Here is a 23,611-nt window from a genome sequence, read left to right on the forward strand (position 1 = left end):
AAGCATCCAGCTTTTACACGGCAGTTCCCGCTTTATCTCCGGTCAGTTTTCTGGAGATGAACAACACGATGATGATGACCACGATTTGCAAGACACCATAGGCGCAAGCGGTGCCAAATTCATTGCTGTACATGCGTTGGAATACCGCGACAGACAATGGCGTTGTCTTCGGTGTGAAGATCAGAATCGAAGCCACGAACTCCCCGATACACTGAACGAATGCCAAGAGCGTACCTGCGAGAATTCCACCCCAAGCCATCGGGAACACGACACGTCTGAAGCTGTACCACCAGGAAGCACCCAGATTCCGCGCAGCCTCCTCGACAGATGGGTCCATCTGCATCAAAGTCGCATTGGTAGAGCGAAACACAAGTGGTAGATGTCGGACAAAATACGCCAACGGGATAATCCAGAATGTTCCGATCAAAACCTGACCAAAGCTGAATGCATTCGGCTCACTGAACGCTGCAATCAGGTTGATCGCCACAACTGTCCCTGGCAATGCCCATGGCAGCATGATCAACACATCAAGAAGCGTTTTCCCGCGAAACTTGAGGCGAACCATGGCATAAGCCGCAGCTACACCGAAAATGACAATCCCGATTACCGCGATAGCAGACAACTGCAAGCTGTTGAGAATCGGACGCCATGTCTTGCTATCCGTGAATAAATCCATGTAATGCGACAAGGTATACTCTGGAGGTAATATTTGCACCGTCCAGGTACCATCCACCGAGAAGGAGATGAGTACCAATACGAGAATTGGCAGCATCAGAATGACTGTACCGATAAACGACAGCACAATCGTGGTGTAGCGTCCTGCTTTGCTCTTGATCTCGGTACGGTGCACGCTGACCCCTTTGCTCAAATTCTGGTAGTTGCGCGCGCCTTGGTACCAACGCATGATCAAAAGAAAAGCCACGGAAACAATCGAAAGAATCGTAGACTGTGTCGCAGCCATGTCCAAATCTCCATTGGTGCGAGACAGATAGATTTGCATCGTCATTGTCCGGTCAATTCCGAAAATGAGTGGCGCCGTATAAGAAGCCATCGAAATCATGAAAACCAACAGAGAAGACGCGACCATGGCTGGCGTAAGCATCGGCAAAATAATGCGCCGCCAAACGGTAAAGCGATTCGCTCCAAGACTGGCTGCCGCCTCTTCCAAGGACGGGTCGAGTCCCTTGATTGCTGCTGTAGCCGTCATGAAGAAGTAGGTGTACATCGTAAACGTATGAACGACGACCACACCCCAAATTCCTTTTAACGAGAAAGGAACCTGGGCAAGCCCGAACAGCTCTTTGATCGCCCGTGGAATGATTCCACTCTCTCCGTACAAAAAGGTAAACGAGAGAACGCCAATGAGTGGAGGCAACGCCATCGGAACCAAAGCCAGAACAGAAAGGATTTTTCGTCCAGGAAAATCATAGCGTTCCAATAAAAACGCCATCGCGACGCCAACGATTCCGCATGTAATGACACTCAGAACCGATATGTAGATACTGTTCCACAACGCTTCCAGGTTGGCCGTATGCTCTAGGCTGAAGAAGCGAATATAGTTTTTCCACGTAATTTCTTCATCGATTTTGATACTCGCAACGAACGTTTCGAACAATGGATAAACGACATAAGCCAATAATATTAAAAAGAGTGGCGATACCAGCACGTAGACGAAGGCGGGTGAAGCGGTGATGGACTTTCGTCTGGCTGCTGTCGGCGCTTGCTGCAACTCTGCTCTCAAAAGCTTCTTCCCCCTTATCCGGCAAAATAAATGCTCTCTTTCGGTATATGTAGGCCGATGGCATCGCCGCGCTGTTTAATCGGTCGTCCCAGGTTGATGGACATGCTGCGCAGGCTCTCCGTTCCTACCTCCGTGACGTAATTGACACACGCCCCTGTAAATTCAGACATGACAACAGAGCCTGTCACTACATTTTGTCCCTCGTTGCCTGTACTCTCCAGGACGGATTCAGGACGGATCGACATTGTCACCTTCTCCCCAACTGACAGCTGTGCACGTGGAGAAGCGTTTTTCTTAAATCCGCTGAGCATTTGTCCAGAAGCCGTGCGAACCAGTACTTCGTCGCCATCAAAGCCTGTAACTGTCCCTTCCCACAGATTCGTCTCGCCGATAAAAGAAGCGACAAAACGGTTTACAGGACGATGATAAATCTCATGCGGTGTGCCTATCTGCTGCACCTCTCCGCTCTGCATGACCATAATCCGGTCTGACATCGACATCGCTTCCGCCTGATCGTGCGTAACGTAAATCGTCGTAATCCCCAACTCCAGCTGGAGTCTCTTGATCTCAAAACGCGTCTCTTCGCGAAGCTTCGCATCCAGATTGGACAGCGGCTCATCCAACAGCAGAATCTGCGGCTCGATGACCAGCGCCCGTGCCAGTGCTACCCGTTGCTGTTGTCCCCCAGAAAGCTGATCAATGCGGCGTTCACCATAGCCTTCCAGACGGACCAGCTTCATGATCCGTTCTACGCGCTCTTTTGCATCTGTTTTGTTCACTTTCCGAACCTGCAAACCAAACGCGATATTTTCAAAAACAGTCATGTGCGGGAACAACGCGTAGTTTTGGAATACCATCCCGGTATTGCGCTTATGGGGAGGAAGAGATGTAACCTCCTGTGATCCAAAGCGGATATGGCCATCCGTTGGATAATAAAAGCCGGCAATCATGCGCAGAGTAGTCGTTTTGCCGCAGCCACTCGGACCGAGAAAAGTAAAAAACTCTCCTGATTCGATATGAATGTGAACATCTTCGACCCCTTTTGCTTGGCCAAACCTTTTGTGAACGTGATCAAGTGTTACGCTGCTCATCGGGTTGTGTTTCCTCCTTCATCGCAAGTCATTTCAAGCTGCGTCCGTTTTCAAACAACTTCTATAAGTGACTAGACGGAAAGGACAACGCCTTCCCGCCTAGCTGCTTGAAAAAAAACTTCCTTACTTCTTGCCTTTGCCCTTGATGTTTTCATCCCAATGCTGCATCCACTCTTTTTCTTTTGCAGCCATGACAGCCCAATCGAGTTCCATTGGCTTCAGCTCGAGATTTTTCATGAAGTCTGGCAATTCGTCCTTGCTGATGTCCGTACGAGATGGGAACTGGAAGCGCTCCTTCGCCAATTGGGCAGCCATTTCAGGACTCATCAAGAATTCCATGAACTTTTTCGCTGCGTCCTGGTTTTTCGCGCCTTTCACCAGAGCCACGCCGTCTACGAGAATTGGTGCCCCGCTCTTCGGATAAATGAAGTCATACGGATGGTTGTTCTTTTTGCTTTGGATCAGAACGTCTTGGAGGTTCCACAAGGAGATGACGCCCTCTTGACGATCCAGCTTCAAATACAGGTTTGTCGGGTCTTGCGTGTACTCTTTTGTATTGGCATCGAGCTTGGTCAGCCATTCATAACCTTTTTCAGGAGTATCCGCCCCTTGACGGAAGATCATTGCAGAATAAATGGTACGCATCGTGCCGGACGGCAGTACGTTTCGGATAACGATCTTGTCTTTGAATTTCGGATCGATCAATTCGTCCCAATCTTGCGGCGCTTCTTCTGGCTTCAGCACCTGCGAGTTGTACATGATAACCTCTGGCAAAAGCATTTCGCCGTACCAGCGATCTTGAGGATCTTTGTACAAATCTGGAACCTTGTCTGCAAAAGTCGGCTTGTAAGGCTCCAGCAGATCTTCATTGGCTGCTGTCGCTAGAGCAGATTGGGTACCACCCCACCAGAAGTCAGCCTGCGGGTTCGCCTTCTCTGCACGAACGCGCTCCAAAATTTGTTGGGCACCCATCTCGAGTGTTTCCACTTCAATGTTCGGGTACTTTTCTTTGAATTTTGGCAATACGATTTCAAAAATGTTTTTGTCCCGTCCGGTGTAAATCACCAGTCTTTGTGGGTCACCCGATGAATCAGCAGGTTGAGCAGCCGTGCCTGATTGGCCGCCTGCGTTGTTGTCCGCAGGCTTTGCTTCCTGTCCTCCACTGCCGCACGCAGCCACAGTCAGAGCCAAGGAACTGACAAATACGCCCTTCATCCATGTTTTCAGCTTGCTAGTTGTCTTTTTCAAAACGAACTCCCCCTCTTGTTCTTCTCACTCTTTGTCAAGCAGTCGTGTGAAAGGAAACGCTTCCAAAACACTATGGACAGCACCAATCAAACCAGCTCGCTCCCCCAGACTCGCTTTTTCAAGATTAGGCACCTCGGGCACCCATTCTCTCAGCCATTCGTGAATTTGCTTCACCCCTTCACCATCGACGTGGACCATCTCCCCGCTCAGGATCAATATTTCCGGGTTCAAAATACTGATGATGTTCGCCATTCCGTACGCCCAATGTCGATACACATCTGCAAGAAGCTCTTTTGCTTCTGCATTTTGTTTGGCGTGCCGGATCAGCTCTTCTATGACACTCGACCCTTCCTGAAGGTCAGAGAGAAATCCCTTAGCCTGCTCTTGGATACCCGGAATCGAATAATGCGTCTCAAACACGCCTGACGCGCCATTCGGGCGATTATGTACCGGGCCGATCATCATGAAGCCGATTTCTCCTGCTGCCTCACGACTCCCCCGATAAAACTGTCCATCCAAAATGATCCCGGCCCCAATCCCCGTTCCTACATACATGTAGACGACGTTGGTATGGCCGACCCCTGCTCCACGGACATACTCGCCCAGTGTCATCATATTCACGTCATTGTCGATAATGACGGGCAGTCCGAGTCGCGCTTCGATGGTCTGCTGAATCGGTGAACCCATCCATCCTGTGCTGGGCGAAAAGCTGACGGTTCCACTGCCACGCTGTGTGACTCCCTGCAAACCGACGCCCATTCCGAGTAGACGCTCTCGCGGGATGCCGCTTTCACGCAGCAAGCGATCCAGTCCGGCTGCCAAATCTTCGATGACGGTTTCGCCATTCGCTGGTTGTGCCAGCCGTTTGCGATAGCGAGCCAAGAACTCACCTTTCATATCTGCGATGGCCATGTCCAGGGTAGATCCTTCAAAAATCGCGCCTGCAATGGCGTATGCCTGATAGTTGTACTCCAACAAAATCGGCTTGCGACCGCCTTTGGAATCGCCCATTCCTACTTCTTGTAGGAGTCCTTCCTGGATCATTTCATCTACGAGGGCGGAAACACATGGACGGCTGAGATGTGTCTGCTTGGAGATATCTGCGCGGGAAATTTGCCCGTGCAAGACGACCTGTTGCAATACTTCTTCTTTATTCAGTTTTTTCACGAGTTTGCTATTACCTGTTTTTTTGGGAGCTTGCACGCTTCTACGATCACCGCCACACAGTTAGTTAACATTACTAACAAAGATAACCAAATTATAGACACGGTGACTGCTAATAGTCAAACAATTTACATTTGTCTTTCAGATATTTTTTGGATTTTTTAGTGCATGTATCCCTTGTTAAAAAATACTAAAAAATTCAGTCGTCACGCTGTTGTGGTGGGGAGGAAACAGGAGAAAACGCTCAGATTCTTGTCCCACCCGCTGAGGGATTCACTTCCCGTCTCCATGCAAAAAGCGAAACCGCGTCCAAAGTGGTCCTTTCAAGATGTGTTTCAGAGGTGGACGCTTAAGATCGTGTTTCGCTTTTTGCATTCCGTCTCGGTCGGTGTACCAAAGATCTTCGCTTATTTCTCCTGTTTCCTCTACAAGCTTTTCGTGTGAATCGGGTTTTAAAAGCCTTAAAAGAACGAAGATTGTTATCAGTTACGCCAGAGAAGAATATTTCCAGACGTAGCGACTTGTGGAGTCCTACCGAGCGGAGAAGGGATTTGCGGGCAAAAGAAACGCAACGTGCCCCTACGTCGAAGCGGCTACCACTTTTGCGTTTCCCCGCGAATCTCTTCGGAGCGGACAGTCTCAGCCCCCAGCAGGACGGAGCCTGGAGCCTAGACTGGAAATATTCTTCTCCCCACCGCAGCCACCGTTTTTCAGATGGTTTTTAGATTATTTACCATGGTTACCCTTTTGTGTTGTGGGAATAAAAAAGCACATCACCCTCTACAGGGGAATGTGCTTGGAACATTACTCTTTTTTTCCTGATAACCAGACGTCCTCTATTAGTCTATATATCCAGCGATTCCTTTTTTAATCAAGTATTCCATCTCTACATCCAGGATCTTCTCGACGGTGATCTCATCCAGCTTCACATCTGACTTACCCATGATGTAATCTACGAGATCATCAAAATCAACGTCGACATCACCTTTTGCATCTGCCTTCGCACTGTTCATGTACGCTTGCTCATGCTTGAGTACGATCATGATTTTTTGCGGATCTACTTTTGTTTTGGTAGCTAAATGCGAAACGAGTTCCTTTTCGTTTACTTGCTTACTCATTTGTTGTCATCTCCTATTTCTCTTGCCTTCTTTCATTTTACAATATTATTGCCGTTCCACACAGAAAAAGAAGCTAGGAAAAACGAAACCGTTTTTCCCAGCTTCTTTACTTTTGAGGGACTCCTTAGACAGCCCCTTGTCATGACTACTCTTCTCTTACGGATAACCAGATGTCTTTGACCAGTTCCATGAAGGTCTGGATTGCAGGCTCTTCTCTTCGGCGACCCAGACAGACCAGCGATGTTTCTGCTTTCTTGGAAAAGCGGTACAGCTCCATTAGTTCTCCTGTTCGAAGCTCTTTTTCCACTAGAACCTTACTGAGCAGGGCTATGCCTGTTTGATTCAGGACTGACCGTTTGATCGTTTCTTCGCTGCTACATTTAATGACTGAGGGTGGGATGTAGTTTAACTCCAACAGGCATTGGGTAATAAATTCATCGAGATTGCACCCCTCCTGATAAGACAAAAAAGGAAAGGTCACGAGAGCCTCTGCCAGTGTTTTGTCCTTCATCAAATCAGGAGAAGCAATCAAGGTGAATTGTTCCAAGTCCACGACGCTGGAATCCATACCTGGTTGCGAGGTGATGCCCGCAATGATCCCAATATCCGCCTCGTGGGCTTGTATTTTTTTCAAAGTCTCCTGACTGGTGCATGAAATCACCTGCAAATTGACCTGTGGATGTGTCTCTACATATGCTTTCAGAATTTGGGGCATGTATTGGATGCAATAAAACTCCGGGGCCGCCACGACCAGCGGTCCTACAGGCATGTCTAAGTGATTAAGTCCCTCCGCCATGTGCTGGAGAACGTAGAAAAGCTGATCCGTATGTTGTTTCACTATTTTTCCGGCCGGTGTCAAAAACGTGCGCTTACCTACCCGATTCAGCAAAGGATGACCCAGCTCCCGCTCCAATGCTTGAATCTGGAGTGTAATCGTAGGCTGGCTGTATCCGAGTTGCTCTGCAGCCTTCGTCAAGTTCAAATGCTCGGCAACGACCTGAAATGTCTTCAGATTGCGTGACTCCAAAAACTCCGATACTTTTGATAGACCTACTTGAAGCACTTCTGTCGAGCAGGCGTACCCGATTCGTAACCACCCTTCCATGTCGAAGCAACTGCCTGGTGTCAAAAACGCCCCTGTCGTTTTAAACAGGTCAATGCAAAACGTTTCCGAAGGGATATCCAGCTCGTACTTGAGCATTGCGGTTGTTCCAGCCTGCGGCTTGACGTAAGAGACCAACGGCTCCTTCGCTACCCACTTGTCGAGAATCTGCAGGTTGTCCCGCACGATCTTTAGGCTGCGCTCCATGATCTTGTCGCGGTTTTTCAGTGCATGGACAGCCAGCATATCATCCAGCATCCCGCAGCTGATGGTCGTGTAATCGCGGTGCTGGAAGCAGCTTTTGATCACATCCTGAGGTGCTGCAATCCACCCTAGACGCAAGCCCGCCAATGAAAACACTTTGGACATGCTGCTTGTCGCAATCCCTTTTTCGTACAAGTCGACGATAGATGGTACCACAACCTCCGGGTCTTGGTGCAAATTTCGATACACCTCGTCACACAGTAAGTAAGCATCTACGGAGCGGGCAATCTCTACGATTTCTCGCAGCAACCCTTCACCCATCAAAGCTCCAGATGGATTGTTCGGATTGTTGATACAGATCAGCTTGGTCTTGTCTGTAATGAGCGAGCGCAGCTCAACTGGATCAGGCAAAAAATCATTTTCCGGCAAAAGTCTGAGCAGCTTGACCTGCGCTCCGAACGACTCCGGTACCGAATAAATTTGCTGATACGTTGGATGAACGGTAATTACTTCGTCACCAGGCGCAACGAGCGAGAACAAGGTGAGAAAATTCGCTCCGATCGCCCCGTTCATCGCCAAAATGTTGTCCGGCTTCATCGTTTGATACATACTCGCGACGAGGCTGCGGAATTCCGGCGAACCCTCGATATGACCGTACGTCAGCTTCTTCTGGGCCATCTCGCGGAAAAAATCTTCCGGCTCATCGGAAAGGCGGATCAACTCTTCTACCGTCAGCGAATCGACGCATGTTTCGGCAATATTGTAAACAGCCTCCATCTCGTAGGCGTTCATCCATTCTTCTACTTTAAAAGGTGCAATTCTCATCGTCGTTCCCCTCCTAATCCTATCCTTTCACCCTTACAGATCAACGATCGTTCCTACACCGCGCTTATCCGCCACTTTCAAAATGTGTGCAGCTGTCAGTAAATCTTGGAACGCGATCCCGGTGCTATCAAAAATCGTGATTTCTTCTACCTGTTGTCTTCCTTGGGCACGACCGGGGATGACATTGCCAATCTCTGCTGCGATATCGCCCTCTGTTATCAGCCCCTTTTTTACAGCTACCTTTGTCTCTCCCACCCGTACAGCCTGTCCGACATCATCAACGAAGACGCGCGCTTTTGCAAAAAGCCGTTCATCGATTTCCTGTTTTCCTTCCATTTCTGCCCCTATGCAGGTAATATGCGTCCCCGGCTTTACCCACTCCGCTTGGATCATCGGTTCACGTGAAGGGGTTGCTGTGATGATCATATCTGCTTGTCTAGTCGCTTCTTCGAGATTGTCCACCGCGATAAACTCCACGTCACAACGGCAGGCATATCGCTCGTACTCTTCTCCCGCATACTTGGAGACGAATCTGGTCAAGAGGTTCTCTTTGATTTTGGCGGCAAAGCTTTGCGCCTTTTCTGGTGATCGCGGATTGCAGATGTACACCCGCTTGATCTCTGTCATCGTCATCAGTGTCGCCATGATTTGAAAAGGAGCCTGATGTCCCGTCCCGACAATCAGCAGGTTCTCCGATTCGGGACGTGCCAAATACTTTGCACCGATTCCTCCGGCAGCTCCCGTACGCATGCAAGTAATGTGCTCACCACTCAAAATCCCCTGCGGTACGCCAGTTCGGCTGTCTACTACCATCACAGTACCGACTAGTTGTGGCAGACCTTTCTTGTCATTGTCACCGAACCACGAGACGAGCTTGAGTCCAAATATATCGGCTTGCGGCAAATGACCGGATTTGATATCCATGTCGGCTCTGCCCTCTACGAACTCATGAAAAATGAGTGGAAACAACGTCGCCTGCTGACTCGATTTCATTTGATAGGCTTGCTCTACCACTTCGATGACACTGGCCATATCCAGCACATCTTCCGTTGTTTCCTGATTAATCACGCGAAATGGAAACATGTCTCTCTCCCCTCCCCACTGTTTCTTTCACACTAACACAGTTTTTCGAGGCGAAAAAATTGAAAGATCTAATGGTTACTATAAAAAAAGCAAACCCTCCATCCACAGATGCTGGAATGGAGGGTTAACTTATGCGCCGCCGATTCTTGCCGAAATCGTCATAGCTTGGCGTTTCACTTTTTCGATGAGTAGGGGCAATCGATCTTCTGTCACCCGAAAGCACGGGGCGTTGATCGAGAGCGCTCCGACGAGTTGATTTCCGTAGCCGATGATTGGAGCAGCGACTGCCATGGTGCCTTCCGTCTTCTCTTCGTAGCTGATCGCATAGCCACTTTTCTTCGCTTCACTCAGCTGCTCCAAAAATGATGGCTGCTTGTCTGGCGAAAGCTGGGCATAAACGACTTTCGTGATCGCATCCTGCTTCAAATACGCGAGAATGATTTTGCTAGGGGCGCCGATTGTGAGAGGAATCCGCTCCCCCAGGTTCTCGTCTATGCGTATTTTCAGTGGACTTTCTACTTTTTCGATCGGCATCGAATCCGTCCCCGCCAATACGTTGAGGAAGATACTCTCCTCGACTTCATTCGCCAGCTCCTCCATGAAAGGCCTCGCCACAGCCCGCAGGTTTAGCTTTTCATGCAGGATAAAACCGATTTCCATCCACGTATATCCCGGCTTGTAATGCTTGGTGACTGGGTCCTGTTCAACCAATCCGAACTGGATCATAGATTCGAGAAAACGGTGGAGCGTACTGATTGGTAGACCCGTTGCGCTCGCCAGCTCCGAAATCGGCCAAGCATGTTTTTCATCTGAAATCAGTACCCGAATAATTTTCATCGCCCGTTCGACTGATTGAACCATCTTTCTTTCGTCCTCCATGACTAAGAGTTACGCCGCCACACTCGTGTTGTCTTTCGCTTGTTTATTGGGGGCTTTGCCTCTGGCTAATCGTGCTTCCAGTTTGTTTACGAAATATGAGAAGATCATGATCAATACGAGATAGTACAAGCCTACGACCATATAAGTCTCTAGCTGCTTGTAGTTGGAGGCTGCTTCACCCAGACCGGTTCCCCATAAATCTTGCATCCCTACGTAGGCGACCAGTGATGAGTCTTTGAGCCCGATGATAAACTGATTGCCAAGTGATGGGATCGCCCGACGGAACGCCTGTGGCAAAATGATTCTGCGCATCGCCAACGGGTACGACATTCCAAGTGATCGGGATGCCTCCATCTGCCCACGGTCAATGGACTGGATGGCGCCTCGGAAAATTTCTGCAATATACGCACCGTTATGAACTGCCAGCGCGATGGCTCCTGCCCAAAACTGCGAGAGCGTCACCAAATTTGCCAAGCCGAAGTACAGAATACAAATTTGCACGATCAAAGGCGTCCCGCGAATGACGGTAATGTAGACGTGTGCGATGTAGTTCAATACTTTGTTATCGGATATCCGGAAAAAGGCAATGACAAGACCTACCACACAACCGAGCATCAGGGCAACTGCCGTCAACTGAACTGTGAGCCATGTCGCTTTTAGAAAAAGGGGATAACTGGATAGAAAAATATCAATAATCACGTGCAATCCTCCTCACATGAAGCGTTAAAAAGGGGGGCGTCCATCAGGGACACCCCGTTGCCCACTTACTGTTTTTGCAGGATATTGCGGCCAAACCATTTTTGGCTGATCTTTTCATAGGTACCGTCTTTAACGATCTCGTCCAACGCCTTGTTGAGGCGATCTACTGCCTCCTGGTCACCCAAGCGCACAGCGATCGCTTGCTCGTCAAAGCTCAGTGGTTCGCCTACGTCAATTACTTTTCCGCCGCCTTCTTTAATGAATCGCAAGCCAACTACCTGGTCGGTAATCACGGCATCGAGGCGTCCTGTCGGCAGGTCGAGCAAAGCGGTGATATCGCTATCATACTGCGTGATTTTATCTTCATCGGTCAGCTTTTTCGCCCAGTCCAAGTAGTTGGATGCTTTTACTACGCCGATCTTTTTGCCCTTCAAATCTTCTTTGCTCTTGATGGTGGTATTGCCCTCTTGCACGAAAATTTGCGAACCGGAACGGTAGTACGGATTGGTGAACAGAACAGCTTTTTGACGCTCAGGTGTGACGGTCAAGCTCCCGATGACAGCGTCGTATTTTTTCGCGTCCAGACCGGGGATGATCGTTTCAAATGGATTGGTGATCGGCACTGCGTTCATGCCCATTTTTTCTGCCAGCGCTTGTCCAATTTCTACATCAAAGCCAGTCAGTTGCCCGTTTTCCTTGAAGCTAAACGGCTTGTACACGCCACTCATAGCGTACGTAAAATCTTTCTTCCCACCGTCTCCAGAAGCTTGTCCACCTGCTGCCGGTGCGCTTGCCTGTGATCCACAAGCCGAGAGTAGCAGCGAGCCCATTAGAACCGTGGACAACAAAATTCCGGACCATTTTGCACGTTTTTTCATTGGTGATTCCCCCTGTTTTTCATCTCTATATTATTTAGATGTAGCGGATTTTAACGGATGCTTCCTAAAAACTGCTTGGTACGATCATGCTGCGGATTCTCAAAGAATTCACTCGGTGGTCCCTGCTCCAGAATTTGCCCATCGTGCATGAACACCGCCCGATCTGCTACTTCACGAGCGAACCCCATTTCATGTGTCACGACGATCATCGTCATTCCTTCTTTGGCGAGCTGCTTCATGACCTGTAGCACTTCACCGACGAGCTCGGGATCGAGTGCAGAGGTTGGCTCATCAAAAAGCATGATCTTCGGCTTCATCGCAAGCGCCCGGGCGATGGCAACCCGCTGCTTTTGTCCACCAGAGAGCATGTCCGGGTAGACATCGGCCTTATCCTGCATATTCACTTTTTTTAGGAGCTCGTACGCTAATTGTTTGGCCTCTGCTACATTCATCCCTTTGACGTGAACAGGTGCCTCGATCAAGTTTTCCAAAACGGTCTTGTGCGGAAACAGATTAAAGTGCTGAAAAACCATACCGACCTCGGCGCGGAACTGATTCAGATTCGTCTTGTGTGGATCAATTTGCTGACCACCGATTCGAATCTCTCCGCTGTCATAAAATTCCAGAAAATTCAAACATCGGAGTAAAGTACTTTTTCCTGAACCACTGGCTCCAAGCAAGACGACAACTTCCTTTTCTTCCACCGTGAGCGTAACGCCCTTCAACACGGTTAACGGGCCAAAAGATTTGACAAGCTGCTTAACCTCAATCATCCTGCTATCCCCCATTTATGTCCCGGATGAATTGCGCATTAATTTTTCCGAATACCGGAAATGATTTCTGATTTAAATTATAATTATATATTTTCTGATATTCAAGAAAAATATGTTTTATTGAATAAATATTCACGATAAGACTATGGAATAGTTTTCCTCCTTGCGTGGAATGAATAAGCGGAAGTGTTTTATACATAAAGGAGGACCGTGATGAAAGTAGCAACGTACTTCTATGTAGGACTCATCCTCATTTTTCTGCTCTCCGCCTGTTCACTGACAGGTCCACAAGCAGCGCCACCGCCACAGCAAGCGGCTCCATCTGACCCTGAGTGGGAAGTCAAAAGACCGACAACCGATGAGATCAAAGGTCGAACCATAAACAATCAGTTCACGGTGCCGATCCCGATCACCGAATCATTTACGTTTGCCATCCCTCCCTCTTGGACCGGAAATTACATCGTGGAGGAGTTCTCATCGACGACTAAGCGCCCCCCTCGCCAACAGCCACTGGAGGGCAAGCTGGATGTGCCGACGAAATACGAAGCACATTTTATGTTCGCTCCCAATCAACGAAAGGAGGAGCGATCCTCACTCCTCACCATTTTTGTCATGACGGTACCACATTGGAATCACCTGTCCAAATTGGAAGGACCGCCGCTGGGTGATGTACTGGCACAAACACATGGGCTGGTATACGTCGTTTCCTTGCCTCAGTCCAATCCGTATGATCCAGCAACTCCGGACGGGAAGCTATATGGGCAAATGGTTATGTCTTTGGAGCAGGTCAAAGCTGCGTTTTCTGTGCAATAAAGAAAAAAGTGGTTGAGCAGCACGATGTCTGCTCAACCACTTTTTCGTGTAAAGACAAATTGTAATGCAGCACAATGTCAAGCTATTTTAAACATAAGTAATTTGTAAGGAATGCGTAAGAAAAAAGAGATTTTCATTCTGTATGATAAAAAAACAACGCGGCGTGAAAGGCGGAACAGATATGACTTATATATGAAAAACAAACCATTTAACAAGAGTGTTTCAAGGAAAAGAACAAGCAATCACCTATACACTATAAATAGAGGAGAGAAATGCCTTATGAAAAAACGTAGTCAAATTACATTTGCAAGTCTGGCCCTTTTAATAGCTGGAAGTTCCCTGTTATACATAACGCCAACCTCAATTGTAAAAGCAGAGCCCACTCAAAATGTATCTAGTTCGTTACAAACAAGCACTCAACGAGATCGTAATTCCGTCAAGCAAGCAATGCGGGATATATTGCAACTTGGAAACCCGGGGATACTCGCTAAAACTTATGAGGATGGAAAAACATGGGGTTACGCCGCTGGGGTATCGAATCTGAGCACTAAGAAACCAATGGAAACAGATTTTCGCTTTCGCATTGGCAGCGTGACGAAGACGTTCACCGCAACAGTTGTACTTCAATTAGCTGGAGAGAATCGCCTGAATCTAGACGACTCCATCGAAAAATGGTTGCCTGGTGTCATTCAAGGAAACGGATATGATGGTAACCAGATTACTATCCGGCAGATATTGAACCATACAAGTGGTATCGCTGAGTACTTAAGATCCAAAGATGCTGATATGATGAATGCAAAAAAATCATATACCGCTGAAGAATTAGTAAAGATTGGGCTTTCTCTGCCTCCAGACTTTGCCCCAGGAAAGGGCTGGTCATATTCAGACACAGGATACGTATTACTGGGTATCCTTATTGAAAAAATAACCGGAAACAGCTATGCGGAAGAGATTGAAAATCGGATTATTGAACCGCTTGAATTGTCGAATACATTCCTACCTGGCAATTCGAGCGTTATTCCAGGCACCAACCATGCCCGTGGATATTTCCATCCAGACAGAGCAAGTGAGCTAAAAGACGTTACTTATTATAACCCAAGTATAGCTAGCTCGGCTGGGGATATGATTTCTACTGCCGACGACTTAAATAAATTCTTCTCTTTCTTACTCAGTGGCAAATTACTGAAGGAACAGCAATTAAAAGAAATGCTTACTACAGTTCCTACAGGAAGTGCTGAAATCAGCGGATATGGTCTTGGAATCTATGAAACTAAGCTTCCAAACGGTGTTTCGATATGGGGACATACAGGTAGCATTCCAGGGTTTATTACTCTTGTTGGGGGTACACTTGGAGGCAAGCATATGTTAACCGTCAATTTGAACAATTTGGGTAAAGCTAGCTTTAAAAATATGTTACTTGCAGAATTTAGCAAGTAGGTAAAAAAGGAAAAAATACGCTATTCTTTCTGAATAATCATAGGAAAGAATGGCGTATTTGTACGTCTATTTCTGTTTTGCTCCCCCCAAAAAAGATGGGCAACCTGGATCACGAACGTAACTGCTCCCTGACTGCCACCAATGCAAAGCCGAGCAGATTTTCTCCCCGCCACTTTTCGGGCTGTTCCGCATGCGGATGATCGTGGGCCATCCCGATTCCCCATATCCGATCATAAGGACTCGCTTCCACAATAATGCGGTCACCTGTGTCCAAGAGGTATTCTTTCAAATCGGCATGCTGGCTGAATTTTAATAGGTTTGCCTGGCGAACGATCGCTGTCTTGTTCGCATTCCACACAGCCTCGTCAAAGGAATGAACCTTTCGTCCCAATTCCTTCGCTTGTTTTGGATGGCTTTTCCTGAGTATTTCATCACGAATGGCAAGATCACCGAACAGCTCAGCCTTTTTCGCCATCATGTAATGCTCAGCGGTCAAGTACGTGATACCGTCCTCTACAAAAGCGGCCGGATACCATTGGCTGAAGCATGATTTATCGATAGTGCCTGACTCCTTCTGTGTATGTCCCCAAAAGAACAAGTATTTCACTCTGTTTTTTTGCGATTCTTTGATTAAGGTTTGGACGTTATACATGTGCTCCATCGTGTTATCCCCATCTTTCTTTTATAGACAATCCCATCCTCGGATATTGAAACATATGGAAAATGGTACATTCATTTTATCTGAACCATCTACCTATCCGCAAATTTCTTACATCACTTGCGAAGCAAGATGCCTGCCTGTGGTAAGGCTAGCCAGAAGCCCGATACAGGCATGGCAATCACCCCGACCACACATATGCCAAGAATCGTCCACCCGAAGGTAGCCGGCGGCTCCATTCCCTTCTTTTTCATCACCCAATCCGCCATATATCCGAGTAAAATCAACAAAAAGCCAAACATCATAAACCAGAAAGCAGCATCTTCCTCTCGCCCTACCGCATTCCAAAAGCCATTTGCGACGATCTGCTGAAGTGGCTCCGCGTAGAAAAAAAGTCCGACAACCGTATGCAGCAGTCCTGTCAGGATGAGAGTGAAACCCATTTGGCGCTTGATCCCATTTACCATGTCATTTCTCTCCTCTCAATTTGGCCTATTCTATTCCTTGGAAATGTTGATTTTATGAGCTTTCGGACGTTCCTGTTCATCCTGTAACGCATCGATCATGCTGTCGATCACTGACCGCGATGCGAGTAGCCATTCTTTGCAGGCATTTTTCACATGTCGCTTGGTTTCATGCTGTTCCATATTCCCGAAAATCGTCAGCACCCGATTCAATCCAGTACGTCTCAATGTTGGGCAGCCCCTTCCCTTGCGCTAAAACGAATGATCAGCCGATCTTCCGCATATTTCGCTCCCGTAACCTGTCGTCCCATTAATACTCGTGGCAAGATGACTTTTCGCTTGTAGGCACCCGCATTTACGGTCAATTCATCCCCTGTTTGCGTTAAATCCAAGGCTGCTTTATCTACAAAAGGAATCGTCAGCTCCAAATGCATCTCGCCGTCGACTTCTCGAATCAGTTCCGTTCTGCCCTGATAAAGCTTGGCGGATGGGTCTTCTGTTCCAAAAACGATGTCAGCCAATTCTTCTAGAATGGGCAACCCAATCACTTCTTTTGGCATCATTGGTGCTTTCAAAATCGGGAGCGGCTGAAAGTTTTCCACGATTTCGTTCTCATACTTTCGTTGCAGCTCTCGCCAGTGGGCAAAAAATCCTTCTCCCGCTTCATCCGGAAGCACCCGATTCACAATGATCGCATCCGTATTGAACCCGAACAGATTCAAGTACGTGAACGAGCGCTTTGCTTCCGCAAGCACCATTTTTTCTGGGTTTACGACGATCCTCACTGATGTAATCTCTGGGTCCAAAACAATTCGTTGCATTTCCTCCAGCCCCCGAGCGAGCTGCTCGACACTGTCTAGCACATCATCAGAAGGAAGTTCCACTTTGTTGACGATCTTGGCCACTGGGCGAACGAGTTTGATCAGCTTGCGCTCCGTCGGAAAAATTTTCTCCAACCACCAATTCAATACGTTCGGATAACTGAGCAGACGTAGTGTTTCTCCGGTTGGGGCACAATCTACTACCAGGACGTCGAACTGCCCGCTCATGGCGTGTTCCTTGATCTGTAGCAAACTGAACAATTCCTCCATACCAGGAAAAACGAGCATCTCCTCCGTTGTTATATCAGTCAGCTGTGCTTTGTCGAGCAGTGTTGTCAGCCATCCCTGAACGGCTCCCCAGTTGCGCTCGGTTTCCCGCAAGCTATTTACTTCCTGGCCCCATAAATTTTCGCTGATTGGTACGGGATCTGGTCCGATCACAGTCCCCAATGAATCTGCCAAACTGTGTGCGGCATCCGTACTGAGTACGAGCGTCCTCTTTCCCTGCTTTGCCAGCTTAACAGCCGTTGCTGCTGCGACACTCGTCTTCCCAACCCCACCTTTTCCGGTATAAATGACGATTCTCATCTCGACTCTCTCCTTCACGATCCATTTAATACGTTTTCGTAGTAATTAGACAAAAAAAGAAGCAGGCTCGAACCGACTATTCCTCAATGTTGATCTTGACGGAACGAACCTTTGTTTCGCGCGGCTTGACAGGTCCTCCATCCTGAAATACCTTGGCTGCCTTGAGTAAAAGGGTGGTGAATTGCTCCATTTCTTCCGGTGTAAATGCTTCCTGAAGCCTGCCCAGCATCGCCAACATCATTTGCTCCGATTCTTTTGCGAGCTGTTTGCCTGGTTGTGTCAGTGTGACGAGCTTCACCCGTTGATCCTCTACAGAGGTCGCCCTCGCGATGTATCCTTTGCGTTCAAGCCGTTTCGCGATGCTGGTCATCGAACTAAGCGGCGCCCCCATCTCTTGCGCTAGCTCTGACATGGTCAAATCTCCGCGGAACAGCAATATGAGGAGAGTCGACAAATCGGAGCGAGTCAGTTTTTCTTCAAGCTGCATCGTATCAGACATAAAAGCGAACGGACGCAAACCGGTTTTCAGAAAGAGGTCGTATAGTTGCTGCATACCGGTGACTCCTTTTAGTACGATTTCGTAGTAATTTCCTCTTCAATTTATTACATATTTTAGGGAATGTCAACAGGCGCAAAAAGTATACCTTGCTGGGCTGACGTACATATTAAGGCTGTTACGAATGACAGGAGGAATCAAAATGAATAAACAGCGCGCGAAAGAAATCGCCTCTTCACCCGTTATGGCGAATGTTACCTGCGATGGAATACCCGTATACATCCAGCACATCGATGATGACAACGACATGGCGAGGATTTACCCGCTCAATCAGCCGGATCAGGAGATGAGTGTTCCTGTAGCCAGCTTGCGGGAGCACGGTGAGTACTGATTTTCGTCACTTTTCATGAATGAAGGAGGGGACCTGTAGCGAATCACAGGTCCCCTTTTGATTTACAGCAGACCTTGGATAAACGGCTGCTCCAAATGCTCCATCATCTTTTTTTGACTGGCTGCTATTTTTGCTGCGATCTGCTCCCTGCGTGCGATTGCATCCCAGGTACAAATGAGAATTCGTTCCGCTAATAGTGGCTCATCTGTGGAGACAAGGAGCTCCGGTAGACCCAAGGAGTAAGCGAAGTCGATGCTTTTGATGCGATACGCTAAGCAGACGAATGGAACTCCAGCAGCGGCACTCAGCACATTGGCATGCAGCTTAAAGTTAATCGTCGCCTGAAACCCTTTCATCAGCTCCAGCATTTTTGAATGGTCGTGTAGCTCCAAGTCGAGGATCGTATGCGTTGGATCGCCGATTTTTTTGTGCAGTCTTTTTATGGCTTCCCGATCCGGTCCCCACATCGTCAGCAAATGGATATCGTAGCCTAACTTGATGAGCCTCTTGGCTGCATACACCAGCGCATCCTCTACGGCGTCCTCGTTTTTCCCATAGATGCGATTATAGGATGTCCCCCAGTTGATACCAATGGTTAATCGCTTGCTTTTGTCTACCTCTGCTGCTGGTGATGCAGGAAGGAGCAGCATTCCCGGGTCTCCGCTGATCCATGCTTTGCCTACTCCCGCTTGCTGGAGGTATTGAAGAGTAACCGGTCCTCGTACACCAAAGAACGTAGCGTGTTCCGCGATTTTTTGCAGCGTCTCGCTCATCTTTTCATTGCCTGTCATGAGCTTCGTCGTTAATATGCCAGAGGAATCGAGCTGCACCTTATCCTGTGAATCGAATCCGCTCCCCCAGATCCATAGCCGCTTTTTCTGTTCAACTGCTCGATAGGCTACATCCACATAACCGGGGACAAGAAGCGAGCCTCCCCCCAAAACGACGGTGTCATATTCGCTTAAATCGTTGAGGTCAACCCCTGGCAGCGAAGGAATCACCTTGTATTTTGCTGGGTCGAGATATTTTCGGGACAAATCGTGAAAGGCATGCCACATCAGTTCGTCACCCAAATTTTTGAACCCTAGCCAACCTACGTACAAGACTTTTTTCATATTCGTCTGACCTCCCCCATTCTTCACTTGAGCGTAGATGGTAAGTAAGGAGGCACATTTCTGCGTGATATGAAAATTGGATTGGACCCATGCTCTTCCTAGACCTCCTATTTCCTTCAACTGACTCCGGTTTCGGCACGCTTGACGCAGAGCGCTATCGATCAACTGAGGAGATGGCTTCTGCACAGAGGAGTGGTCACCGAAGTAACAGTCCCAAGCCAAATCGTAAGACGAAGGCGCGACCAAACCGACGTAGCCATGATTTCCGATCGCAAGCACAGGCTTTCCACACGCCATCGCCTCGAGTGCGACCCTGCCTGTTCCAATCACCAAATCACTGATTGCGTAATACGGTCGGACATCGGTTTGCTCCCCTACCATGTGGATATAGGGCTGCCCTGCTGCTTTATTCAACGCTTTTGCCAGCTCATGTACATGAATGGACTGGGCACCCGAACCCACCACCACGATATGCAGGTTGGGGATTTCACTACGCAATGTTTTGGTTGCTCGCAACACCATGTTGCACACCGTTGCTTTTTGCCAAGCCAGCCTGCTCACATATGTCACCACTGTGGCATCAGACGGCAAGGAAGGCAGCTTCACCATTTTTACAGAGTCAGGCCGGAAATCTTCCACATCAATCCCATTGGAAATGAGTGTGGTTTTCACCCCTAGCTTTTCCCAGAATAGTTGGACAGGTTTGCTCACACTGATGACAGCGGAACAGAGCTGTGCCACTTTTATCGCTTCATCCTTTGGATAGTACGTGCCATGCAAGGTAAATACGACGGGTATGCCCAACTGATTAGCGGCAGTAGCGGCGAGTAAGCCTGAAGGAGTCTGATGCACATGGACGATGCTAATGCCATGCTTCTTCATAACCCCCTGGTAACTCTCGATCAAATGCTGCCCGCGTGCCGAGAGGGGTTCCCATACGGAGTCGATTCGTTCAACTAAAAAACCTGCATCGACAAACGCTTGATAGAGGGGGCCGTTCCCGCCAGCATTAAACAGTTGGGCGCCCTTTTTTTGCAACGCTTTGCCTATGCTAAGAACATGTGTCTCGGTTCCGCCTGTCCCCAAATTATCCAGCACCATCAAGATGCAATCATTACTGCTATTCAAATTTTCACACCCCCTTTTTCCGATAATAGTGCGCCGAACGCTGCTCAGCGTGGATTCGGTAATAGTACAACGCTTCTGCGATATTGTTGACGTCTGCTCTCGCATTCAAGGCTTTGGCGATAAATTCGTAGTCTTCTGCACCGTCGATCCGACGAGTCGGGCCACCAACCTGATCAAACAAGCGCCCCCGAAACATGCAGGTACCGTGACAGACACAGTGTCCGCCTTTCCCATATACCTTGCGAATGTCATCGCCGTACTTGATCCAAGTAGCAAGCTCCTTTTTTTCCGGGTGATCGGACGAAAACGCGTAATAATTCGTACCGACCAAATCAATCTGGGGATGACTTTTTAAATACTCAACCTGCCGCGAAAGGCGCAGGACATGAGAGAAATCATCCGAGTCCTGATTCGCGATGAACTCACCTCGGCTCATGTAGTGTCCGCAGTTGATGGCACCCGCAAAGCCAACATTGCGAGGGAGCGCATGAATCAGTACCTGATTGTCTCCCGGAAAAAACCTTTCATTTTGTTCCAGCCACTCTCTGGCGACTTCTACCGATTGATCCGTCGAAGCATCATCAATCAGGACAATTTCCCAATTCTCATAGGTTTGCTGAAGTATGCTGTCCAGACACTCTCGTATATAAGCAGCCCTGTTAAAATTCGTAATAACGACACTTACGAGACCCTCTATTCGCTGTTTTGCCAATTTCATTCCCTCCTTCCAGTCTTCTTGATTTCACATCGCATCCTCGCTACCGTCCTTTCACCAGAAACTGCATGGCTTCCACGTGGTCACCCGCAATCTGTTCGACGGCAGGGGGCATTCCGGAGCTGGCGAAGTGTTTTTCTGGCCGGAGTCGGTTGGAGGAGAAGCTGTTCACCTGATGAACCAATTCCATCTTTACACCTGCCTGTGCGTATACTGCTTGTGCTTTAGGCGGGCAAAGCAGTATGGGCCACCCGAGCGGAGCAACCGCCTCCCTGCGTAAGGCAAAGGGGACGGTCACCATAGACCCGATCCCCAAATCTTTACGATTCAAAGCCAAGTTGAGAGCTTGGCGACAAGCCACAAAAACGTTGTCAGCGCAAGGCTGATTCAAAAAAATAGAAACATCATTCAACGCAACATCCACGCCGCACTGGCATGCGAGTACAAATGGATACAAATCATGCGCGGTCATGATCACATCCGCATCGACAAGCAGCAGGATGTCGCCTTTCGCCAAACTAGCCCCAATCGCCCGTCCTGTGTCTACTCCCAATGCGTATGGGAACTCTACGGTCGTCGCTCCGCATTCACGGGCAAGCTGTGCTGTTTGATCATCCGAGCCATTGACGACCACTATAATTTCAACTGGCTCCAGCCGAAGAACTTCACGGATCACCTGCTGGATTGTCGCTGCTTCGTTAAGGGCTGGAATGATTACGGATACCGTTTTCCCGCTGTACAGACTTGTTTGTCGCAAGGGCCATTTCCCTACCTGCGTAACTGGTATACCTCTGTTTGTACCGCTCACATTCTCTGCTAGATCTCTTCGCCTGCCTCCATCGGACAATCCACCACGAAAAGGAAGATGTGAGACAAGATCAAGCTGTTCGGCAATCACCAGCTTTTCATACAAAGAGAGCTCTTTGAGCAACGAACCGTGGAGCTGAGGCAAAAACAACCTTTCTTCCGTCCCCGTTCCTATGATTTGCGCGGTAATAGACAGCCCGCCCACAACTGCCCGCTTGTGGGCTTGTGCAGGCTGTGCCAACTGTTCCACTCCGATTTTGGAAAGTGCCTCTCTGGTCATCGCGTGAGGTGTGTCCAGCAAGGAAGCTTCACGCAGGTCAGAGCGACCGAAGAGGTTATTTACCAGCAAGGAAAAACTGTGGATGGGCTGTGGTTTTATCATCTTTCTGTTCCGAGAATCATGCTGGGGCAAAACGACCTGTGCCTTTCCATATAAAATCGGGAACAAGAAGCGCTGCAATCCAGACAGCGAATCGATTTGCTCTTCGCCGAGAAAAAGCAGGACACTCCCTCTCGCATGCTTCGCAGCCTCTCTCCTCCATGAAAACAGATTCTCAGCATCCTCTGCAGAAACGGCGCGAATACCAGCGCCAAGCTCCAGGGTCCATTTCGAAATCACAATGATCTCCAGTGGGGCAAGCTGCTTACAAACGGCAATCAGCTTTGGCAGATGAGCTGTCCCATGCATGGCAGGAATGAGAATGGAAAGGGGCGCTTGGCCCCTTCTCCCTTGCCGCCCAGCCATTAGACGACGCGCACATACGTGATGCGGTCGAGTTGAAATACAACTGTTTGACCGCTGCCATAGCCTGGCTCACTTGCTGCACGCACGGTTAATGTCGAATTGGTCACACCGAGCAACTCACCGGAAACCACATCAAATCCAGTTACGACTTGTACGCTATCGCCTATAAACGTTCTCAATTTCTGTGCATAGTTCATTTGTCTTCTCCTCCTTACACCTCTTGAACAGAGTTAATTTGCGCGAAACGAATCAGCACACGAGTACCGCCTGACTCTATGATTTCAGCATAGTCCCGGCCAACCTCATCCAGGACGCCTGTGACACTCCCTGCATCTGTTCCCAGCTCAACGGTTTCATGCAAATAACGCAGCAGCACTTTTCGAAAAGAATCACGTCGCAAATCACTGTGGTTTTCTTGCATAAATGCGGCGAACTCATCTGCATACAGCTCTTTGCGAAGCGAACTGCGAATGGCTTCTTCCTTGTCATTTGCGTGTCCTTCGTCTGTCCGTTCTTTTCCCCAGACGAGACGCCGCAGCCCTTGAAAATACTCTTTCAACTCTTTTTCATTCACAATTAATTTCATCTGGTCACTCTCATCTCCTTGATCCTACTCTTTTGATTTATT

The 23,611-nt window shown here is 48.5% G+C and carries 24 protein-coding genes; 3 read left to right on the plus strand and 21 right to left on the minus strand.

The window, feature by feature from the left end; genetic code table 11:
- Positions 1–13 precede the first annotated feature (13 nt).
- From C7R92_RS10665 to C7R92_RS10720, 11 genes are all read right to left on the minus strand, one after another.
- Complete coding sequence (locus C7R92_RS10665) at positions 14–1,741, minus strand: ABC transporter permease (protein ID WP_106834235.1); 1,728 nt, start codon at positions 1,739–1,741, stop codon at positions 14–16.
- A gap of 14 nt (positions 1,742–1,755) precedes the next feature.
- Entirely contained in the window at positions 1,756–2,832 is a 1,077-nt protein-coding gene (locus C7R92_RS10670; RefSeq protein WP_017252161.1) for an ABC transporter ATP-binding protein, read from the minus strand.
- Between the two features lie 123 nt (positions 2,833–2,955).
- Complete coding sequence (locus C7R92_RS10675; protein WP_106834236.1) at positions 2,956–4,080, minus strand: extracellular solute-binding protein; 1,125 nt, start codon at positions 4,078–4,080, stop codon at positions 2,956–2,958.
- A gap of 24 nt (positions 4,081–4,104) precedes the next feature.
- Positions 4,105–5,283, minus strand: a complete 1,179-nt coding sequence (locus C7R92_RS10680; RefSeq protein ID WP_069848182.1) for an ROK family protein — start codon at positions 5,281–5,283, stop codon at positions 4,105–4,107.
- An 800-nt stretch (positions 5,284–6,083) separates the two neighbouring features.
- A complete protein-coding gene (locus tag C7R92_RS10690; protein ID WP_017252164.1) occupies positions 6,084–6,362 on the minus strand; it encodes a hypothetical protein in 279 nt (92 codons plus the stop codon).
- A gap of 145 nt (positions 6,363–6,507) precedes the next feature.
- Positions 6,508–8,493 carry an aminotransferase gene (locus C7R92_RS32835; protein WP_106834237.1) on the minus strand — a complete coding sequence of 662 codons (1,986 nt, stop codon included), beginning with the start codon at positions 8,491–8,493 and terminating at the stop codon, positions 6,508–6,510.
- A 33-nt stretch (positions 8,494–8,526) separates the two neighbouring features.
- Positions 8,527–9,576, minus strand: coding sequence for an ornithine cyclodeaminase family protein (locus C7R92_RS10700; protein WP_106834238.1), 1,050 nt, complete (start codon positions 9,574–9,576; stop codon positions 8,527–8,529).
- Between the two features lie 129 nt (positions 9,577–9,705).
- On the minus strand, positions 9,706–10,437 hold the full coding sequence (locus C7R92_RS10705; protein WP_106834239.1) for an IclR family transcriptional regulator: 732 nt from the start codon (positions 10,435–10,437) through the stop codon (positions 9,706–9,708).
- Positions 10,438–10,464: 27 nt separating this feature from the next.
- Positions 10,465–11,154 (minus strand): amino acid ABC transporter permease, encoded by a 690-nt coding sequence (locus C7R92_RS10710; protein WP_017252169.1) that lies wholly within the window; start codon positions 11,152–11,154, stop codon positions 10,465–10,467.
- Between the two features lie 65 nt (positions 11,155–11,219).
- On the minus strand, positions 11,220–12,032 hold the full coding sequence (locus tag C7R92_RS10715) for an ABC transporter substrate-binding protein (protein ID WP_069848192.1): 813 nt from the start codon (positions 12,030–12,032) through the stop codon (positions 11,220–11,222).
- A 50-nt stretch (positions 12,033–12,082) separates the two neighbouring features.
- Entirely contained in the window at positions 12,083–12,805 is a 723-nt protein-coding gene (locus tag C7R92_RS10720; protein WP_069848194.1) for an amino acid ABC transporter ATP-binding protein, read from the minus strand.
- Positions 12,806–13,018: 213 nt separating this feature from the next.
- Between C7R92_RS10720 and C7R92_RS10725 the strand changes: the two genes are divergently transcribed.
- Complete coding sequence (locus C7R92_RS10725; RefSeq protein WP_106834240.1) at positions 13,019–13,618, plus strand: hypothetical protein; 600 nt, start codon at positions 13,019–13,021, stop codon at positions 13,616–13,618.
- A gap of 279 nt (positions 13,619–13,897) precedes the next feature.
- Positions 13,898–15,055, plus strand: coding sequence for a serine hydrolase domain-containing protein (locus C7R92_RS10730; RefSeq protein WP_106834241.1), 1,158 nt, complete (start codon positions 13,898–13,900; stop codon positions 15,053–15,055).
- A gap of 109 nt (positions 15,056–15,164) precedes the next feature.
- Here the strand turns inward: C7R92_RS10730 and C7R92_RS10735 are convergent, their stop codons facing one another.
- The 5 genes from C7R92_RS10735 to C7R92_RS10755 form a co-directional block, all read right to left on the minus strand.
- Positions 15,165–15,716 carry an NADAR family protein gene (locus C7R92_RS10735; protein ID WP_106834242.1) on the minus strand — a complete coding sequence of 184 codons (552 nt, stop codon included), beginning with the start codon at positions 15,714–15,716 and terminating at the stop codon, positions 15,165–15,167.
- Positions 15,717–15,829: 113 nt separating this feature from the next.
- Positions 15,830–16,180 carry a DUF6463 family protein gene (locus C7R92_RS10740; RefSeq protein WP_106834243.1) on the minus strand — a complete coding sequence of 117 codons (351 nt, stop codon included), beginning with the start codon at positions 16,178–16,180 and terminating at the stop codon, positions 15,830–15,832.
- Positions 16,181–16,210: 30 nt separating this feature from the next.
- The gene (locus C7R92_RS10745) at positions 16,211–16,405 is read right to left on the minus strand and encodes a hypothetical protein (protein ID WP_106834244.1); all 195 of its coding nucleotides are present in this window, start codon (positions 16,403–16,405) and stop codon (positions 16,211–16,213) included.
- Complete coding sequence (locus C7R92_RS10750) at positions 16,402–17,586, minus strand: ArsA family ATPase (RefSeq protein ID WP_106834245.1); 1,185 nt, start codon at positions 17,584–17,586, stop codon at positions 16,402–16,404. The genes C7R92_RS10745 and C7R92_RS10750 overlap by 4 nt, the downstream gene beginning before the upstream one ends.
- Positions 17,587–17,662: 76 nt before the next feature.
- A complete protein-coding gene (locus C7R92_RS10755) occupies positions 17,663–18,139 on the minus strand; it encodes a MarR family winged helix-turn-helix transcriptional regulator (protein ID WP_106834246.1) in 477 nt (158 codons plus the stop codon).
- 145 nt (positions 18,140–18,284) lie between these two features.
- Here C7R92_RS10755 and C7R92_RS10760 point away from each other — a divergent pair, with 145 nt between their 5' ends.
- Positions 18,285–18,473 carry a small acid-soluble spore protein H gene (locus tag C7R92_RS10760; RefSeq protein WP_069848211.1) on the plus strand — a complete coding sequence of 63 codons (189 nt, stop codon included), beginning with the start codon at positions 18,285–18,287 and terminating at the stop codon, positions 18,471–18,473.
- Between the two features lie 62 nt (positions 18,474–18,535).
- Here C7R92_RS10760 and C7R92_RS10765 read toward each other — a convergent pair whose 3' ends face one another.
- The 5 genes from C7R92_RS10765 to C7R92_RS10785 are packed head-to-tail and all read right to left on the minus strand — an operon-like array spanning position 18,536 to position 23,569.
- On the minus strand, positions 18,536–20,716 hold the full coding sequence (locus tag C7R92_RS10765) for a polysaccharide pyruvyl transferase family protein (RefSeq protein WP_106834247.1): 2,181 nt from the start codon (positions 20,714–20,716) through the stop codon (positions 18,536–18,538).
- 4 nt (positions 20,717–20,720) lie between these two features.
- Complete coding sequence (locus C7R92_RS10770) at positions 20,721–21,428, minus strand: glycosyltransferase family 2 protein (protein WP_106834248.1); 708 nt, start codon at positions 21,426–21,428, stop codon at positions 20,721–20,723.
- A gap of 46 nt (positions 21,429–21,474) precedes the next feature.
- Entirely contained in the window at positions 21,475–22,983 is a 1,509-nt protein-coding gene (locus C7R92_RS10775; RefSeq protein WP_244195715.1) for a glycosyltransferase family 2 protein, read from the minus strand.
- A complete protein-coding gene (locus C7R92_RS10780; protein WP_106834250.1) occupies positions 22,983–23,180 on the minus strand; it encodes a hypothetical protein in 198 nt (65 codons plus the stop codon). Before C7R92_RS10780 ends, C7R92_RS10775 begins: the two co-directional genes overlap by 1 nt.
- 14 nt (positions 23,181–23,194) lie before the next feature.
- Complete coding sequence (locus C7R92_RS10785) at positions 23,195–23,569, minus strand: DUF2642 domain-containing protein (RefSeq protein WP_106834251.1); 375 nt, start codon at positions 23,567–23,569, stop codon at positions 23,195–23,197.
- Positions 23,570–23,611 lie beyond the last annotated feature (42 nt).

The organism is Brevibacillus porteri, from assembly GCF_003013475.1.
Lineage (GTDB): Bacteria > Bacillota > Bacilli > Brevibacillales > Brevibacillaceae > Brevibacillus > Brevibacillus porteri.